Origin of the sequence: Agarivorans gilvus, from assembly GCF_001420915.1 — a bacterium.
Classification (GTDB): domain Bacteria; phylum Pseudomonadota; class Gammaproteobacteria; order Enterobacterales; family Celerinatantimonadaceae; genus Agarivorans; species Agarivorans gilvus.
On sequence record NZ_CP013021.1, the window covers coordinates 1,896,850 to 1,915,469 of the forward strand.

Sequence of the window (18,620 nt, forward strand, 5' to 3'; positions counted from 1 at the left end):
CTTTGCTAGTTCGCTCTAGCGCACCTTCAAGGTGGCTAAACCGATTAATACTAAAATCAACGATATAATCCAAAACCGCACAATCACTCGCGGCTCTGGCCAACCTTTTAATTCATAGTGATGATGGATTGGCGCCATGCGAAAAATGCGTTGGCCGCGCAACTTGTAAGAGCCCACTTGTAAGATCACCGAAACGGTTTCCATCACAAATACGCCGCCCATGATCACCAAGAGCAATTCTTGACGCACCAACACCGCTACCACACCTAAGGCGGCCCCCAAGGCTAAAGAACCCACATCGCCCATGAAAACTTGCGCTGGATAAGTGTTAAACCATAAAAAGGCTAAACCAGCGCCTACCATGGCGGTACATACCACCACTAACTCGCTAGCAGCGGGTATATAAGGAATGAATAAATAGCTGGAGAAGTTAACGTGCCCTGTCAGATAAGCGATTAGCGCAAACGCAGAAGCCACCATCACACTGGGCATAATGGCTAAGCCATCTAAACCGTCAGTTAAGTTAACGGCATTACTGCTGCCCACTATCACCAAATACGTCAGCGGAATAAACAACCAGCCCAGTTGTGGCATGATGTCTTTAATGAACGGTAATACCAATTGGGTTTGAGCGGCAGAGTCGGCACTCCAATACAAATATAGCGCTACCACTAGCGCTACTACCGATTGCCAAAAGTACTTCCAACGGGCAATTAAACCGGCCGAATCTTTGCGGATCACCTTGCGATAATCGTCAACAAAACCAATCGCACCATAGCTGCCGAAGACGAATAGCATCACCCAAACATAGGGATTATCTAAACGCGCCCATAACAAGGTGGATAAAAATACCGAAGCGATGATCAGCACCCCACCCATGGTCGGAGTACCAGACTTACTGAGATGAGACTCGGGACCGTCATTGCGAACGGTTTGACCGATCTGTAACAACTGTAGGCGACGGATTAGCTTTGGTCCCATCCATAAACCAAACACTAAAGCCGTTAAAATGCTGACAATTGCTCGAAAAGTTAAATAAGCAAATAGCGAAAATCCACTAAAATACTGCTGCAGATACTCCGCCAACCAAACTAACATGGCAAACCCTTTTTAAAATGTTGCTGTAACTGTTGAACGACTTTTTCCATGTGGGTCGAACGAGACCCTTTCACCAAGACTAAGCAGGCTTGTTCGCCTTGCTGCTCTAAAGCGGCAATCAACTGCTTGGTGAGTGTGTCATGGTTGTCGTACGCTAACGAAGTAAGGCTCATTTCAGCCAACACCTCATCAAAAGACGCGCCATAAGAATACAAGCTGATGTCACTGTCAAGTGCCAGATGAATTAAGTCTTGATGCGCCTGTTTCGTTTGTTTGCCCATCTCTCCCATGGCCCCGGCGATTAGGAAGCGCTTACCTTCAAAACCCGCCAAAATACTAATCGCGGCTTTAAAAGATGCCGGGTTGGCGTTGTAACTATCATCAATTAAATCAATGCTAGAAGTTAAAGGCTGAAGGTTTAAACGACCGGGAACCGCAGCCATAGAAGCTAAACCCTGCTGTACCTGGGTTAGGCTGGCGCCCATGTTCAATGCTAAAGCACTTGCCGCTACCGCATTCTTCACATTATGCAAACCGGCTAAGTTAATCTGCAGCTCAATTTGCCCCATGGGAGTATGTAAGTTGAAGCGACTGCCTTGCAGCCCCAAAGCTTGAATAGCACTAGCGTAATAATCCGCTGCCGCATCATCTAAAGAGAAGTGCTGAACTTGAGCGGGCTTCGCCGCCTGATCGAGATAATCTTGATAGTCACTGGCATATTCGCATAAGGCCAGTTGCTCTTTGCCTAAACCAGCAAACAGTTCCGACTTAGCTTTAAGCACCCCTTGCTGCGAGCCAAAACCTTCAATGTGCGCCGCCGAGACATTGTTAATCAGTGCCACTTTAGGCTGTACTAACTTAACGGTATAGGCGATTTCACCGATATGATTGGCACCAAGCTCTAATACGCCTAATTGATGCTGTTCGGTGGCTCTTAATAGGGATAAAGGTACTCCAATATCGTTATTAAAATTGCCTTGGGTAGCCAAGACATTAAACGCTTGCCCCAAAATGGCCGAACTCATCTCTTTAACCGTGGTCTTGCCATTACTGCCTGTTATCGCACAGCAAGCTAAGTTCAATTTTTCACGCACATAACTGGCGAGCTGGCCTAAAGCGATCCGTGTATCTTCTACCACCAGTTGCGGCACAGCCTGGGTTAGCGGACGTTCAACCAGTAAGGCCGCAGCGCCCTGCTCTACAGCTTTATCGGCAAAATCGTGGGCATCGAAACGCTCTCCCGAGAGGGCGATAAATAAAGCCCCAGACATCGCCTTGCGAGTATCGGTACTAATGGCGTCGATGACACAATCATCACCATGTAAACGGGCATTTAGCACTTGAGTCAACTCTGCAAGGTGCAGCGATATCATGACGACACCTCCACAAAAGATTGAACCAAAGCTCGCTCATCGTAGTGACGCACCTCTGCACCAATAATCTGGTAGGTTTCATGGCCTTTGCCAGCCACCAAAATAATATCTTGGGGCTGAGAATGCTCAATAGCGTAAGCAATCGCTTCGCGACGCTGGTGAATCACCGACACATTGTGCTCTTGTTCAAAGCCCAACAGAATATCGTCCACTATCGCTTTAGGGTCTTCGAAACGCGGATTGTCATCAGTCACAATAACGCGATCGGCCTTCTGTTCCGCGACCTTCGCCATCAGTGGGCGCTTGCCTTTATCGCGGTCACCACCACAGCCAAAGATACAAATCAACTCACCGCGACAATGCAGACGCAGCGCAGTTAAGGCCTTATCCAAGGCATCCGGCGTGTGTGCGTAATCCACCACTACCGAACGCTTGCCGGTAAATAATTCCATTCGTCCAGGGACAGCGTTTAACTTAGCCAACTGTCCAACCATGTTATGCAAGTCGAGGCCAAGATGATTCAAACAGGCGATGGCGGCGAGCAAGTTGTCGGCATTAAAACGCCCTAGTAAGGGGCTATGAAAGGCCAGTTTTTCATGCTGAGCCTGAGGGCTAACCAAGTAGCCGCTAGCGCCTAGCTCACTAAACTGTAAATCGATGATTTGCCAATCGGCGGCGCTATCTTCTAAAGACAGTGAACGCGCCGACGGATAATGCTGTAATAATTGCTTACCAAAGCCATCATCGGCGTTAATCAGGCGGCAATCCAAGCTAGGCCAATTAAACAAAGCCTGCTTAGCCCGACCATATTCAGCCATACTGCCGTGGTAATCGAGGTGGTCACGACTCAAATTAGTAAAAATGGCCACGGTAAAGGGTACCGCTGCGACTCGCTGCTGCACCAAGCCATGGGAGGAAATTTCCATAGCCACTAAATCAAAGCCTTGCTGATGCATGGCGCGCAATTGCCGCTGAATAGTGATGGCATCGGCGGTGGTATTAACCGAAGCTTGCAACTCTCCAGGTTTACCATTTCCCAACGTGCCCATGACTGCTGCAGAGCGACCACTAAGGTTGGCTAAATTGGCAATTAGATGGGTGACAGTACTTTTTCCATTGGTGCCAGTAACGCCGATTAGCGTCAGCGGATTGCCATCAGGAAAATAAGCCGCCGCAGCTAACTGTGATAACTGTTGGCTCAAGCGCCAAAATGCAATGCATGGCACCTCACCTTTATAATCGACTCTTCCGTGGCTCTTTTCATCATCGGCTTCGGCAATCACCGCCACCGCACCCGCAGTCAAAGCTGAATCGATATAAGCTCGCCCATCAACCTGGTGACCATTAATCGCAACGAACACATCTCCAGCATTGATCTCACGGCTATTCAAAGACAAATCCTTGAACTCAATGTCTGGTGCGCCACTAATGGCAAACTTAGCCAACAAGGCTGATAGCTTAGGTATTGCCATGCTCAGCTCCTTGCAACTGTACCACCTGACTGCCTTGTTCATCGGGGGCGACGTTCAAATATTGTAAGCCCCCTTGCATCACCTTAGAAAACACCGGTGCGGCTACGTCGCCACCGTAGTAATGATCGGTTTTGGGTTCATTCACAAATACCACTATCGCTAGCTTGGGTTTGCTCACCGGTGCCACACCAGCAAAGATCGCAACATAGTCATCCCCATATCCGCCACGCACTGCTTTACGACTGGTACCGGTTTTACCTGCCACACGGTAACCAGGCACGGCGGCCTTTTTGCCAGTACCACCGTCTTGAATCACTGACTCCATCATTTCTAGTACGGCTCTAGCCTTAGCTTCTTCAAATACCCGTTCACCAGCAGCAGGCTTTTCTAACTTAATCACCGACACTGGGCGATAAATGCCACCAGAGCCCATGGTGGCGTAGGCCTGGGCCAATTGTAATGGCGTCACCATTAAGCCATAACCAAAGGATAAGGTGGCCAGCTCGAAGTCAGACCAACGGCGTCGTTGTGGCATTTGCCCACCAGACTCACCCACCAAACCTAAACCAGCATCGTTACCGAAGCCCACGTTATAGAAGGTATCTAACATGCCTTCTACTCCTACCTTTAAAGCCAATTGACTGGTGGCCACATTACTGGATTTCTGAATTACTTTAGTGAGGCTGATTTCGCCATAATTACGCGAATCGCGCACTCGGCGCCCACCGATTTGCATCCAGCCGGGGTTGGTATCAATAGTACTATTTACCGCTATTTGATCTCGCTCCAAAGCAGCAATCACCGACAAAGGTTTCACTGTAGAACCGGGCTCGTAACTATCGGTAATAGCGCGATTACGATAACGGTAACTTTGGAACTGCTTACGATCGTTGGGATTAAATGAAGGGCTATTGGCCATGGCCAAGACTTCGCCAGTGTCGATATCTAATACCACCACACTGCCTGAGGTAGCTTTAGTTTCGGCCACCGCTTTTTTTAATTCACGATAGGCGATAGCTTGGATCCGCTGGTCGATACTCAAGGCAATATTTTGCGCTTGCTTAGCCTGATGAATCACCGCTAAATCTTCTACCACTCGGCCTAGACGATCTTTACGCACCTGGCGTTTACCCGGTTCGCCAGTTAACCAATCATCATAACTACGCTCTATGCCTTCCAAACCATGATCATCAATATTGGTAAAGCCAACAAGGTGAGCACTCACCTCCCCTGTCGGATAGAATCGACGAGACTCAGGCTTAAGATAAACCCCTTTGATTTTGAGTTTTTCAACATAATCGGCTACCGCCGCACTCACCTGACGCTGCAGATAAACAAACCGGCGCTTAGGATTATTCACCCGAGCCTGCAAACTCTCAAGGTCACTGTCTAGTACTTTGGCTAAGGCCGCCCACGCTTCTTTATTTTCAAAGCTATGTTGCTCAACCACGTGTTTAGGGTCGGCCCAAATCGCCCTAACGGGCACACTTACGGCTAACTCATGGCCCAAGCGATCAGTAATGATACCGCGCTCGGTGTAAGCGATTTTAGTGCGAATGGAGCGTAAATCGCCTTGTTCAATAAGCTTATCCGGCGCGATGACTTGAATAAAAGCCGCACGGCTAACCAAGGCAGTAAACACCAGACAAACCACCGCCATCACTAGCACAAAGCGCCAATGAATAAACAGTGTTTGTTTGCTTCCTTTACTGCTCATTAGTTTGTTATTACCACTTGTTCTTCAATTTTGGGTCGATGCATGCCTAAACGCTTCTTGGCGATGCTCTCTACTCGGCTATGTTCCGCCAAAGCATTTTGTTCAATTAACAGATGCCGCCACTCTACATTTAAATCATCGCGGCTCATCATTAAGCTTTCGCGCTGCTCCACAAACATGCGCGTATGATGGGTTGTCCACACCACGCAAAAAGCCGAAATCACGGCAAATAACATCAACAGCACATGTTGTTTATTACGCCATAGGTCTTTCGCTATTGCCCGCAATAGATTGGGCTGGCGGCTTAACTCTTCCATTACAAACGCTTGGCCACTCGCAATACTGAACTACGCGCACGCGGGTTGCGGCTGATCTCTTCTGCACTCGGTTTAATCGCTCGGCCAAGACTTTTTAAATAACGACCACTAGCGAGCTGAGCTTCGGTTAAGGGTAAGCCTCGCGGAAATTGCTGCCCTTGCTCCTGTTTGCGAATAAAGCGTTTCACCATGCGGTCTTCTAAAGAATGAAAACTAATCACCGCTAAACGTCCGTCGGTGGCCAGACAGTTCATCGCACCTAATAAAGCCTTGTCGATTTCATCCAGCTCGCTATTAATATAAATACGAATCGCCTGAAAACTGCGGGTTGCTGGGTGCTTATGCTTGTCTTTCACTGGGCAAGCTTGGTCAATAATTTTGGCTAACTGTAAGGTACTGGTAAGCGCTTGTTCCTGTCTTGCATTGACAATGCCGTGGGCAATTCGCTTGCCGAACTTTTCTTCACCAAAGGTTTTAATCACCCACGCAATATCTTCCTCGGCCGCCTCACTAAGCCACTGCGCCGCAGTTTGCCCCTGTGAAGTGTCCATCCGCATATCCAGAGGACCATCACGTAAAAAACTGAAACCGCGCTCGGCATCATCTAACTGCGGAGAAGACACGCCTAAATCTAACAACACTCCGTCAATTTTTTTCGCTAGGCCAAGCTCGGTGATGTATTGTTCTATGCCCGAGAATGGACCATGAACAATTTGAAAACGCGGGTCGTCGGCAAACTGCTTGGCGGCCTCGATGGCTCGAGGATCTCTATCGATAGCAATTAAGCGCCCCTGCGGGCCAAGCTCTTGTAATATCGCACGGCTATGTCCCCCTCTACCGAAGGTTCCGTCTACATAAATACCATCTTCTTTAATGGCCAAGCCGTCGATACACTCTTGCAACAGTACCGAGGTGTGTACAAATTCAGTACTCATACTAAAGTGAAAAACCTTTTAGGTTGTCAGTTAACATATCAACGTCCTCTTCTAGGGCTATATCGGCGGCAATTTGTCGCTGCCACTGTGCTTCTGACCACAGCTCAAACTTATTAAGTTGGCCAACCAGCATTATTTTTTTCTCCAAACTCGCATGTTGGCGTAATGGAGGTGGAATTAATAAACGTCCGTTCTTGTCCATTTCACAATCATCGGCATAACCCAATAGCAAACGCTGCAGACGACGCTCCGCTGGATTCATACTGGATAAGCGCTTCAATTTACGTTCTATTTCTTCCCACTCAGCTAAGGGGTAGAGCAATAAGCAGCGATGATTAATATCAATGGTGCACACCATATGTCCGTTGCACTCGTCCATCAGCCACTCGCGATAGCGGGTCGGCATAGTTAGCCGCCCTTTCGCATCGAGGTTGATTGAACTGGCACCGCGTAACATCAGTGTTAATTCCCCATTTATCCCTAAATATTCAGTTGCTAGTTAAGTAGATCCACTATGATCCACTTTATCCCACAATTCACTAAGTTTAAGGACGAGTCCAAGCCTTTGCAAGCGACCTTGAGCAAGAAAATGAACAAAAATCCAACAGCACTTATATAGAGGGGGCTAAAGACTTGATATTCCAAGCTACAAGCGGTGTTAAGCTAAAAAAATAATTCCCAAAAATTATTAATTTTGAGGCCCACTCAGCCTGAAAAAGAGAAAAATAGAGGAAGGTTTTTCCTGAATTACTGATGTAAAGAACAAAAAAGCCCTGTTGCAAAGCAGCAGGGCTTAAAAATTGAGGGAGTTGGCCGATAAGCCGGGTTTTGTCGTGAACAATCATTCGTCTAGGCCATTAATCGCTCAATGGCTCAAGCAGCCTACCCGCCCCCAACGCGGGTCGCGCCTTAAGGGGCCTATTTGGCCTTGCTCCGGGTGGAGTTTACCTCGCCGTAAACTGTTACCAGTTACGCGGTGCGCTCTTACCGCACCCTTTCAGCCTTACCTGTTCCCACAAGGGGTCATCGGCGGTCTTCTCTCTGCTGCACTTGTCGTAGGCTCGCGCCCCCAGGCGTTACCTGGCACCCTACCCTATGGAGCCCGGACTTTCCTCCCCTTCGCCCGTTTGCCACCCTCGAAAGAGCACACAACGACGAAGCAGCGATTGTCTGGCCAACTCCGGTGGCGGACTATAGCAAACTATGAGACGCAAGAGTAGCGCTTATTCGCCCTGTTTTAAGCCGTAATCATAAAGCGCATTTTTCTTCAGACCGTAAATCTTTGCGGTTAATGCGGCAGCCTTTTTTAAAGGTAATTCAACTTGTAACAACTTTAAGGTATCTAAGGCCTCCACAGGCAGCTGTTGCTGAGCTTTTTGATAACCCGCTACCATTAATACCATCTCCCCTTTTTGCTGATTAGGGTCGGCCTTAACCCAGTCGAGCAGCTGCTGTGCCGGCAATGACTGAATGGTTTCAAAGGTTTTGGTTAGCTCTCTAGCCAGCACCAGTTCTCGCTCTGCCCCAAGGCAAGTTACGATATCCACCAAACTGTCTAAGATACGATGAGGAGATTCATAGAAGACCACTGTACGCGGCTCTTGACGCAGTTCGTTTAAACGCTCTTGGCGGGCCTTGGTTTTAGCCGGTAGAAAACCTTCATAGAGAAATCTATCGGTGGCTAAACCCGCTACCGATAAGGCCGTAATAGCGGCACAGGCACCGGGGATAGGAACTACCGAATACCCTTTAGCGCGAAAGGCGCTAACTAGGTGATAGCCAGGATCATTAATCAACGGGGTTCCCGCATCCGATACCAAGGCGATATTTTTACCATCCAACAGCTGCTGTTCCAACCATGCAATTTTTTGCTGCTCATTATGATCGTGTACAGCCACGCAACGCGTGCCAATTTCATAATGGCTTAACAGTCGACCAGTATTGCGGGTATCTTCAGCTGCGATCAGATCAACGCTTTTTAATACCTCAAGCGCACGCAGAGTGATATCAGCCAAATTACCGATTGGAGTAGCGACAATATACAGGGAGCCAGTAGCTGACATAAACAGACCTCAAATGAAAACGGCCTCTACTTTAATCAAAAGCGTCATGTGCCTCAATCTTTCACCGCCTTGATTGTGGATTATTTAGCGTTTGGCTCTTAATATAGGCACTAACTAAACAATACTAGTGGTGTTAACCTTGAAACATAACCTGAACTCAGCGCTACGTTATCTCTGTTTGAGCTTGGTGCTTATTCTAGCCGCCTGTTCCAGCGGTCCAACTAAGCCTCCAATTGTGGCAATAGATTTACCTTCAATTGCCATCGCGCCGGAGCACAACGCTGAGTTTTTCCTTGATCAAGCCAGTATCGCGCCACCAGAACAACAGTTTGATTGGGAGCTTCTCGCCGCTAAAGCCTATTACCAACAAGGCATGACCCAAGCAGCAGAAGCGGTGCTTGATAACTTAAGCGCTCAAGCATCTAATTCACAACAAGCAGGCATTAGTTTGGTTCGCGCTTACGGTCTGCAATTAAACGGACACGTTAACGCGGCTTTACAGCTGCTCGATTTTGACCCTATTTGGAACCTGCCTAATGATTATTGGTTGAGTTATTACCAGACCCGCGCCGCTTTATATCAACAACAAAATAATCCCTTAGCCGCCGCTGGCGCTTTAATCGAACTAAATAATTACCTTGATGAAGCCCAGTTGGCCGACAATCATCAACAAATTTGGCAACAACTAAAACCACTCAGCTCTTTTACTCTGCGTAGCTTTCAACAGCCGGGAAACGCATTGCGAAACGGTTGGTTAGAAATCGTTGCAATTAGTAATGAACCTAAATCTTCGCCGGAAAAATTAATTGCCAAATTACAGCTTTGGAAACAAGACTACCCCAGGCACCCGGCTCTAGACTACGTGGGTGGGAATTTAGCTAAGGCGCTGAGCATTAGCCCCTATCAACCGAACAAAATTGCGGTATTGTTGCCATTAAGCGGAAAATATAAAAGTAATGGTTTAGCCATTAAAGATGGACTTATTTCTGCCTACTTAGATCAACAAAAAACAGCCGCCACAAGCGGCGAGTTACTGTTTTATGATACTGAAGCGCAAGGCATCGAGAGCCTATACCCTCAGTTTGAACAAGACGGTATCGACTTTATTGTAGGGCCACTGTTGAAGTCGGAGCTAAAAAAACTGCTCGATTTAGCCCCTAGCATTCCCTTACTGGCCCTTAATGACGTAGCAACAACAGCTCAAAATGAGCAATTCTTCTTCCCTTTGTCGCCTGAAGATGAAGCCAAACAAGCCGCGCAATTTATGGCCCAACGAGAAGAGCAAAGCCCGTTATTGCTGGTTCCTCAAAACAATTTGGGCAAACGCATGGCTGACGCATTTATTGAAGAATGGCAATTGAACTCAGAGGTTCCGGTGGATGTAGTGAACTATGCCAACCGCAACGACCTACAAGCAGCTATTCGCCAGCTACTGCATACCGATTTGAGCCAACAAAGGCTTAACCAATTTAAACAAATTATCGGCCACGATGTTGAATCAGAATTACGTTCAAGACGCGATGCAAACGCCTTATATTTGGTAGGTGATAATACCGAAACCAAGCTAATTAAGGCCTTCATTGACGTCACCATTAGCCCTTTTGCTAACACCCCAAGACTTTATGCCAGCTCACGCAGCTACGATAAAAATGACGAAACCAGCGAAAATGAATTGGAAGGGCTCTACGTTAGTGAAATGCCGTGGATATTAGATCAGCAATCGGTTAATGCGATACGCCATCAGCAACTTTGGCCTAGTTCTTCAGATACTCAGAAACGCCTGTATGGTCTAGGTTATGATGCTTTCCTGCTGATCCCTCAACTGGCACAAATGCGTGGCTACAGTGACTACCAGCTAAGTGGCTTAACTGGCAGACTAAGCGTTGACCAACAAGGTGTAATCAGCAGAAAATTAACTTGGACACAATTTCATAATGGCCAATTGCTTCCCTTGGAAATTCAAGCTGAAACTGTTCAACAAAGCGATGCTGAATAAAGGTCAAGCCGCCGAACAACAGGCGGCTGATTATTTAAAAGACCAAGGCTTAAGGTTCATTGAAAAGAATTATCACTGTCGTCGCGGTGAGATAGACTTGATTTTCAAACAAGACAATATTTGGGTATTTGTCGAAGTAAAATATCGTACTAATCAACGCTACGGCGGAGCGCTAGCTGCTGTGGATCAACACAAAATACGCCGTATTTTGCTGAGCGCCCAACATTACTTACAAAAACACAATATTAACCAATATGATACAGCCATACGTTTTGATGTGATTGCCATTCAAGAGCAAGCGCCTTACATAGAATGGTTTCAAAACGCCTTTGGGGAATGAGATGCAAGAACGAATTAAAGAGATATTTAGAGAAAGCATACAAACTAAAATTGCCGCTGCAGAGGCCCTCCAGAGGCTATAGAAAAGGCCACGCTAATCATTGCTCAGGCGCTACTCAACGGTAACAAATTGCTAATTAGCGGAAATAATTCTGCGGCAGCCTTAGCTCAGCAATTTTCGGCAAACTTGGTCAACCGTTTCGATACCGAGCGCCCTAGCCTTCCGGCTTTAGCGCTGAGCACCGATAGTTCGGTGCTCTCTGCGATTGCCAATGACTACAGCTTTGATGAAGTATTCGCTAAACAGATTAGAGCGTTAGGCCAGCAAGGCGATATTTTAGTGGCGATTTCTGATTCTGGAAATTGCCGCAATGTGATTAAAGCCATGGAAGCCGCGGTAAACCGAGATATGAGCATCATTGCCCTCACTGGTAAAGACGGCGGCGAAATGGCCGGCTTATTAAGTGAGCAAGATGTAGAAATTCGAGTACCCGGAGAGCACAGCGTTCGAATCAACGAAGTGCATCTACTGGCTCTAAATGGTTTATGTGACCTCATTGACCGTACTTTATTCCCCCAACAAGAGGATTAATCAGGATGTTACGTATTATCTCCATCATCATTTTAGCTGGGCTACTGCAAGCTTGTGCCGGCGCTATTGTGGTTGGTGCTGGGGTAGCAGCAGGAGCCGCTACCGACCGCCGTTCTGTTGGCACCCAAATAGATGACCAAACCATCGAATTACAGGTGCTAAATGCCTTGGGTAAATCCGAGGAAATCTGGCGCAGTAGTAAGCTATCGGTGGTTGTTCTAAACGGACGGGTATTGGTTTTAGGGCAAACGCCAAACGAGCAATCGCTCAACCAAATTACCCAAATCGCTCGAAACGTAAAAGGCGTAGAGCAAGTTCTGAACGAAGTTAGACTAAAGCAACCGGTACCTTTAAGTGTGCGCAGCAGTGACTCTTGGATCACCACCAAGATTAAGTTCAAAATTTACGAAGACAGCGAATTGCCACCAGGGAAAATCAAAGTTATCACTGAGGATAGCGAAGTATTCTTAATTGGAGTGGTTACCGCCGCCGAAGAACGCAAAGCCGTTGACATCGCCAGACATGAAAATGGTGTTAGCAAGGTGATTAAAGTATTTGAGCTGGTTGAGGCAGGCTAATAAGTCACCTTAATACTCGACTTAAGAGCATAAAAAAGCGCCCTCAGGCGCTTTTTTTACTTAACAATGGTTAGGGTTGGCTTCTTCGCCTTCTCAGTGCTGGCAGGCTCTGTGCCATCACCATCACTATCCTGTTGCTCTAACGCTTCACTTTCCGCTAACTCGTATGCAGGCTCCGGTTCGAAGGCCGTTCCTGCGCCGTTTTCTCTAGCATAAATGGCTAATACAGCGGACATCGGAACGTAAACCTGAAAAGGCTTACCGCCAAATCGAGCACTAAAACTAATATGCTCAAGGTCCATATTAAAAGCAGCGATAGCCGTCGGCGAAATGTTTAAAACAATTTGCCCATCATTAACAAACTGGCTAGGCACCGATACATTTGCTCGAGTGGCATCCACCACCAAGTGAGGAGTCAGTTCGTTATCTAACAACCAATCAAAGAAAGCCCTTACTAGGTAAGGTCGATTAGGCGTCATTTGCTTATCAGCCATTAACCTAAAAACCCGTCACGAATTTCGCGTTCGGCATCGGTTAATGACGCTTGGAAAGACTCGCGGTCAAACACGCGGATCATGTAAGACTTAATTTCTTTCGCACCAGTGCCCTGCAAATCAATGCCTAGAGCAGGTAAACGCCACAATAAAGGCGCTAAGTAACAATCTACAAGACTAAACTCTTCGCTCATAAAGTAAGGCATTTCGGCAAATACTGGGGCAATGCCTAACAAGCTTTCTGTTAATTGCTTACGCGCGGCATCGGCATTGTCGCCTTTCTCGATTTGAGCCACTAAGGAGTACCAGTCATTCTTGATGCGATGCATCATCAAACGGCTAGAGCCACGGGATACCGGATAAACAGGCATTAATGGCGGATGAGGAAAGCGCTCGTCCAAGTACTCCATAATGATCTGAGATTGATATAATACCAATTCACGATCTACCAGAGTTGGCACAGAGCTGTACGGATTCAAATCAATTAAGTCTTCCGGCAGATTATCTGGGTCCACTTGATTAATTTCTACGCTGACGCCCTTCTCGGCTAAAACGATACGCACCTGATGACTGTATAAGTCATTAGCTCCAGAGTACAGCGTCATGACCGAACGTTTGTTGGCAGCTACAGCCATTGAATCCTCCAAAAACCATCTAAATAAAATACACAAAACGGCAACAGCATAACTGCTATTGCCGATAAACCAATACTAATTCACGACTTAGTGTACGTCGCGCCAGTATTCTCTCTTCAATAAGTAACTAATAATGAAGAAGATAAACAAGAAACCCAATACCCAGTAACCTAGACGCTTGCGCTCTAGCTGAACCGGTTCTGCGGAATAAACCAAGAAATTAACAAGGTCTAATACTGCATTATCAAATTCATCGTCACTCATCTCACCGCTGCCATCTGATTCGATACCGCGATAAACATGATGCTCTTCACCATCAATCATTTCTGTTTCATAAACCGCATTAGGTACGCCCTGCAATTCTTGCAATACATGCGGCATACCCACACTTGGGAACACTTTATTGTTCACACCAAATGGGCGAGTTTCATCAACATAAAATGAACGCAGATAAGTATAGATCCAATCGGCGCCTCGAACTCGTGCCACCAAGGTTAAATCTGGTGCTGGCGCACCAAACCATTTAGCAGCATCTTTTTCTTGAATGGCATTTTCCATCAATTCACCAGACTTTACACCGGTAAAAATCAAGTTTTCTTCCATTAACTTGACTGGAATAGCTAAATCTTCAGCAACACGATTATAACGCTGATACTGGGTGCTGTGACAGCCAAAACAGTAATTCATAAATAACTTAGCACCATTTTGCAATGAGGCCTTGTCAGTCAAATCATAATTGGCTTTATCTAAATGTACATTGCCGCCTGCAGCGAATGCAAAACTGGGGACAAGTAAGGCCAAAGCTAAAAAAACACTTTTCATCATTTGGTCACCCTTTCTGGTACTGGCTTCGTTTTTTCGTTTTTACTGTAAATCCAAAGTAATACGAAGTAGGCAAAGTAACCAAATGAGGTAACTTGGGCCAAGATGGTCAAAGCAGGTGTAGAAGGCAAGGCGCCTAGAATACCCAAAATGATGAAGCAGATGACAAACTGAGCAATATTCAATTTATGAATCGTGCTGCGGTAGCGAATTGACTTCACTTTACAACGGTCTAACCAAGGCAGAACAAACAACACTGCAATGGATAAACCCATCATCACTACCCTAACAGCTTGTCGGGAACAGCCCGCAAAATGGCGTAGAAAGGAGTGAAATACCAAACTGGAGCGATATGCTCAGGCGTCTTTAAGGGGTTTGCCGCCTCGAAGTTTGGCGCTTCTAAGAAATAACCGCCACCATCGGGGAAGAAAAACATTACCCAGCAGAAGAAGAACAAGAAGCCAACAATCGCCGCTAAATCTTTTACCGTGAAATAAGGGTGGAAAGGAATACCATCTTTAGGCCAACCATTTTCATCTTTATTGGCTTTAATTTCGATACCGTCGGGGTTGTTTGAGCCCACCTCATGCAAGGCAACGATATGTAAAAATACCAATAACACCAAAACTAGAGGTAAAGCTATCACGTGCAAGGCGAAGAAACGGTTTAAGGTAGCGCCAGAAATAACGTAATCACCGCGGATCCATAAGGTTAAATCATCACCTATCACCGGAATCGCACCAAACAGCGAGATAATTACCTGAGCGCCCCAATAGGACATTTGCCCCCAAGGTAACAAATAGCCCATGAAGGCTTCAGCCATAAGTACCAAGAAAATTAACATGCCAAATAGCCAAATTAACTCACGAGGTTTCTGGTAAGAGCCGTAGATAAGGCCACGATACATGTGCAAATAAATTACCACAAAAAAGGCAGAAGCCCCGGTGGAGTGCATGTAACGTAATAACCAGCCATATTCAACATCACGCATGATGTATTCAATAGACGCAAATGCACCATCCCCTGAAGGATTGTAATTCATTGTTAGCCAAATACCGGTCAGAATTTGGTTGACCAATACCACCATGGCGATAAAACCGAAGATATACCAAAAGTTAAAATTCTTCGGTGTAGGATATTGCCCGACGTGCTTATTGTAGGTTTTGGTTAAGGGGATCCGTTCATCGATCCAACCAATCAATGCTTTCATTATTAAGCCTCTCCCTCATCCAAGCCCACTAAGATCGTGGTATCGTCAACAAAATGGTATGGAGGAACTACCAAGTTAAGTGGTGCTGGAACGCCTTGAAAAACTCGTCCGGCCATATCGAACTTAGAACCATGACAAGGACAGAAAAATCCGTATTCAACACCCTGAACCTGCTCAGAAAAACTACCTGGCAAGTAGGTAGGCGAACAACCCAAGTGAGTACAAATACCCACCGCAACAAATAGCTCAGGCTTAATCGAGCGATATTGATTGGTAGAGTAATCAGGTTGTTGAGGCTCCTCTGAGTTTGGATCTCGTAATTTGTCACCAATGGCGTCTAAATTATCAAGAACCGACTGAGGGCGGCTTACTACCCAAACAGGTTTACCACGCCACTCAACGCGTAGTAGTTGTCCGGGTTCAATTTTGCTGATATCCACTTCCACGGGTGCCCCGGCGGCTTTAGCCTTGGCACTCGGATTCCATGAACTGATAAAAGGTACTGCTGCGAACGCTGCTCCTACACCACCGACAACAGCCGTTGTCCAGGTGAGAAAGCGGCGTCGGCCAGCATCGACAGGAGCGTTGCTCATCCAATGTCTCTCCGGTAAGGATCCGCGCAATTATTGTAATTTTCCTTGCGGCATGCTGCACAAGGTAGCGTTTTTCTGCTACTGGTAGCGTTTACTTGCTACTACATTATTGCAGGTAAATGCGAACAAAATAGTAATAAAAAACACACAAATTGACAAGGGTAATCAAGGTTTTTAACCTTTTAGAAAAACAAAAGCTCGGCATAGCCGAGCTTTTGTAACACGATAGCGTGTAGCAATTAACGTTTAGAGAATTGCGGACGACGACGTGCTTTACGTAAACCAACTTTCTTACGTTCAACTTTACGAGCATCACGAGTAACAAAGCCAGCTTTGCGTAGTTCAGGGCGTAGACTTTCGTCATATTCCATCAACGCACGAGTGATACCGTGACGGATAGCACCAGCTTGACCAGTAGTACCACCACCTTTAACAGTGATGTGTAGGTCTACTTTTTCTAACAATTCAGTTAGCTCAAGAGGTTGACGAACTACCATACGAGCAGTTTCACGACCAAAGTAAACTTCCAAAGAGCGGTTGTTTACAGCGATGTTACCACTACCAGCTTTTAGAAATACGCGAGCAGTAGAGCTTTTGCGACGGCCTGTGCCGTAGTATTGATTCTCAGCCATTATTCAAATTCCGTAACTTAAATGTCTAATACTTGTGGTTGCTGAGCCGCATGAGTGTGCTCAGGTCCAGCGAATACTTTCAGTTTACGGAACATTGCACGGCCTAGAGGACCTTTTGGCAACATACCTTTCACTGCAGACTGGATAACGCGCTCAGGAGCTTTATCGATTAACTTTTCAAAGCTAATTGATTTTAGGCCACCTGGGTAACCAGTGTGCGAATGGTAAATTTTATCTTTCGCTTTGTTGCCTGTTACGGCTACTTTCTCAGCGTTAATTACGATGATGTAATCACCAGTATCAACGTGAGGAGTATATTCAGCTTTGTGCTTACCGCGTAGGCGAGAAGCAATTTCAGTTGCGATACGACCCAGTGTTTTACCGTCTGCGTCAACAACGTACCAGTCGCGTTTTACGCTTTCTGGTTTGGCTACAAAAGTTTTCATTTGTATATATAACCCAAAATAACTGTTACACACGTGTTTGTGAAAATCACAAACGTGAAAATAGCCACTCATGGTATCCCTTCGAATACGGAGTAAGCTTGAATGTTAGTATCACCAAATCGGTGACATGTAACGTGGGGTGGCAAGATTATAGGGCAAGTACAAAAAAAAACCACCCTTAATCTAAATTATTTATGGGAGATGGGCTTTTTCTAAGTACTCATGTGACTGCATCTCTTGTAAACGCGAGCGGCAGCGCTCAAATTCAAAGCTTAAACGCCCCCCTATATATAATTTTTCAAGCGGGACTTCGGCGGCAATAATCAAAGTAACATGGCGCTCATAAAATTCATCCACCAAGGCAATGAAGCGTCGTGCAGCATCGTCGTTATGGCTCCCCATCTGCACCAGTCCCGATAACAACACCGTATGGTATAACTTAGCTAGTTCAATATAATCTAACTGACTGCGCGCTCCTTCACACAACTCAGAAAACTCAATATGTAATACACTATCGGCCTCCTCGACAAAATTGATCATGCGTTGATTAATTTCAATTTGCCCATGCTGTTGCCGTGGCTCACTGGACAATTGCAAAAAATACTGCGCAAGATTTTGCTGGGCTTTTTGGTCTAAGGGATAATGATAAATTTCAGCGGCATTTAGGGTGCGCATCCGATAATCATTGCCACCATCGACGTTGATGATTTGGCAATGCTGTTGAATCAACTTGATAGTGGGCAAAAAGCGTTGCCGTTGTAAACCATTGCGATAAAGCTCTTCCGGCGGAATATTAGAAGTCGCTACCAAGGTTACCCCTCGAGCAAATAGCGCTTCAAACAGGGTCCCTAAGATCATCGCATCGGTAATATCCGAGACAAAAAACTCATCAAAACAAATCACTTCAGCTTCGGCAAATAAGTTATCGGCAACCCGCTCAAGAGGGTTGCGTTGTTTATCTAAACTTTTTAGCTCAGCGTGAACTCGTTGCATGAAACGGTGAAAATGCACCCGCATTTTACGCTCATCGGGCAGGCAACTAAAAAAGGTATCCATTAAATAGGTTTTACCTCTGCCTACCCCACCCCACATGTATAAGCCTTGCACAGGCGTGACTTGAGTTTGCTCAGCACCACCAAAACGTGCCTTAAATTTGCCAAGCAAGCTTGGCTTACTGAACTTAAGCTTTGGCTTTTCAATTAGTTGCTCGTAAACCCTTTGTAATTGGCTTACCGCATAGGCTTGCGCGGGGTCTTGAACGAAGTTATTGGTTTGAAGATCTTGTTGATATTGCAGCTGGGGAGTCAT

Annotated in this window: 18 protein-coding genes, 1 other RNA gene and 2 pseudogenes; 4 read left to right on the top strand and 17 right to left on the bottom strand. The window is 46.2% G+C overall.

Annotated elements, in window-relative coordinates:
• Positions 1–15: 15 nt before the first annotated feature.
• The 9 genes from mraY to rsmI form a co-directional block, all read right to left on the bottom strand.
• Positions 16–1,098, bottom strand: a complete 1,083-nt coding sequence (gene mraY / locus AR383_RS08840; protein ID WP_055732801.1) for a phospho-N-acetylmuramoyl-pentapeptide-transferase — start codon at positions 1,096–1,098, stop codon at positions 16–18.
• Entirely contained in the window at positions 1,092–2,471 is a 1,380-nt protein-coding gene (locus AR383_RS08845) for a UDP-N-acetylmuramoyl-tripeptide--D-alanyl-D-alanine ligase (RefSeq protein ID WP_055732802.1), read from the bottom strand. Before AR383_RS08845 ends, mraY begins: the two co-directional genes overlap by 7 nt.
• Positions 2,468–3,943, bottom strand: coding sequence for a UDP-N-acetylmuramoyl-L-alanyl-D-glutamate--2,6-diaminopimelate ligase (gene murE / locus AR383_RS08850; protein WP_055732803.1), 1,476 nt, complete (start codon positions 3,941–3,943; stop codon positions 2,468–2,470). The genes AR383_RS08845 and murE overlap by 4 nt, the downstream gene beginning before the upstream one ends.
• Complete coding sequence (locus tag AR383_RS08855) at positions 3,930–5,660, bottom strand: penicillin-binding transpeptidase domain-containing protein (protein WP_055732804.1); 1,731 nt, start codon at positions 5,658–5,660, stop codon at positions 3,930–3,932. Before AR383_RS08855 ends, murE begins: the two co-directional genes overlap by 14 nt.
• Positions 5,660–5,977 (bottom strand): cell division protein FtsL, encoded by a 318-nt coding sequence (gene ftsL / locus AR383_RS08860; protein WP_055732805.1) that lies wholly within the window; start codon positions 5,975–5,977, stop codon positions 5,660–5,662. The genes AR383_RS08855 and ftsL overlap by 1 nt, the downstream gene beginning before the upstream one ends.
• Entirely contained in the window at positions 5,977–6,912 is a 936-nt protein-coding gene (gene rsmH / locus AR383_RS08865; RefSeq protein ID WP_055732806.1) for a 16S rRNA (cytosine(1402)-N(4))-methyltransferase RsmH, read from the bottom strand. Before rsmH ends, ftsL begins: the two co-directional genes overlap by 1 nt.
• A gap of 1 nt (position 6,913) precedes the next feature.
• Positions 6,914–7,369, bottom strand: a complete 456-nt coding sequence (mraZ, locus tag AR383_RS08870; protein WP_055732807.1) for a division/cell wall cluster transcriptional repressor MraZ — start codon at positions 7,367–7,369, stop codon at positions 6,914–6,916.
• Positions 7,370–7,713: 344 nt separating this feature from the next.
• Positions 7,714–8,094: RNase P RNA component class A (gene rnpB, locus AR383_RS21125), an RNA gene on the bottom strand.
• Between the two features lie 41 nt (positions 8,095–8,135).
• On the bottom strand, positions 8,136–8,975 hold the full coding sequence (rsmI, locus tag AR383_RS08880; RefSeq protein ID WP_055732809.1) for a 16S rRNA (cytidine(1402)-2'-O)-methyltransferase: 840 nt from the start codon (positions 8,973–8,975) through the stop codon (positions 8,136–8,138).
• A 139-nt stretch (positions 8,976–9,114) separates the two neighbouring features.
• Between rsmI and AR383_RS08885 the strand changes: the two genes are divergently transcribed.
• The 4 genes and pseudogenes from AR383_RS08885 (at position 9,115) to dolP (ending at position 12,480) form a co-directional block, all read left to right on the top strand.
• Complete coding sequence (locus AR383_RS08885; RefSeq protein WP_188407280.1) at positions 9,115–10,971, top strand: penicillin-binding protein activator; 1,857 nt, start codon at positions 9,115–9,117, stop codon at positions 10,969–10,971.
• On the top strand, positions 10,961–11,311 hold the full coding sequence (locus AR383_RS08890) for a YraN family protein (protein ID WP_055732811.1): 351 nt from the start codon (positions 10,961–10,963) through the stop codon (positions 11,309–11,311). The genes AR383_RS08885 and AR383_RS08890 overlap by 11 nt, the downstream gene beginning before the upstream one ends.
• Position 11,312: 1 nt before the next feature.
• Positions 11,313–11,902: pseudogene (locus AR383_RS08895) on the top strand (SIS domain-containing protein).
• 5 nt (positions 11,903–11,907) lie between these two features.
• Positions 11,908–12,480 carry a division/outer membrane stress-associated lipid-binding lipoprotein gene (gene dolP, locus AR383_RS08900; protein ID WP_055732813.1) on the top strand — a complete coding sequence of 191 codons (573 nt, stop codon included), beginning with the start codon at positions 11,908–11,910 and terminating at the stop codon, positions 12,478–12,480.
• A 56-nt stretch (positions 12,481–12,536) separates the two neighbouring features.
• On the opposite strand, the gene AR383_RS08905 is transcribed toward dolP, so the two are convergent.
• From AR383_RS08905 to zapE, 8 genes and pseudogenes are all read right to left on the bottom strand, one after another.
• Entirely contained in the window at positions 12,537–12,959 is a 423-nt protein-coding gene (locus AR383_RS08905) for a ClpXP protease specificity-enhancing factor (RefSeq protein WP_055735001.1), read from the bottom strand.
• A gap of 14 nt (positions 12,960–12,973) precedes the next feature.
• Positions 12,974–13,609: a stringent starvation protein SspA gene (gene sspA, locus AR383_RS08910; protein ID WP_055732814.1), complete on the bottom strand. Its 636-nt coding sequence runs from the start codon at positions 13,607–13,609 to the stop codon at positions 12,974–12,976.
• Between the two features lie 87 nt (positions 13,610–13,696).
• Positions 13,697–14,431 (bottom strand): cytochrome c1, encoded by a 735-nt coding sequence (locus AR383_RS08915; protein WP_055735002.1) that lies wholly within the window; start codon positions 14,429–14,431, stop codon positions 13,697–13,699.
• Positions 14,431–15,644 (bottom strand): annotated as a pseudogene (locus tag AR383_RS08920) (cytochrome b). Before AR383_RS08920 ends, AR383_RS08915 begins: the two are co-directional and overlap by 1 nt.
• A complete protein-coding gene (gene petA / locus AR383_RS08925; protein WP_055732815.1) occupies positions 15,644–16,234 on the bottom strand; it encodes a ubiquinol-cytochrome c reductase iron-sulfur subunit in 591 nt (196 codons plus the stop codon). Before petA ends, AR383_RS08920 begins: the two are co-directional and overlap by 1 nt.
• A gap of 239 nt (positions 16,235–16,473) precedes the next feature.
• Positions 16,474–16,866: a 30S ribosomal protein S9 gene (gene rpsI / locus AR383_RS08930; protein WP_055732816.1), complete on the bottom strand. Its 393-nt coding sequence runs from the start codon at positions 16,864–16,866 to the stop codon at positions 16,474–16,476.
• Between the two features lie 17 nt (positions 16,867–16,883).
• Entirely contained in the window at positions 16,884–17,312 is a 429-nt protein-coding gene (rplM, locus tag AR383_RS08935; RefSeq protein WP_055735003.1) for a 50S ribosomal protein L13, read from the bottom strand.
• 192 nt (positions 17,313–17,504) lie between these two features.
• On the bottom strand, positions 17,505–18,620 hold the full coding sequence (gene zapE, locus AR383_RS08940) for a cell division protein ZapE (protein WP_055732817.1): 1,116 nt from the start codon (positions 18,618–18,620) through the stop codon (positions 17,505–17,507).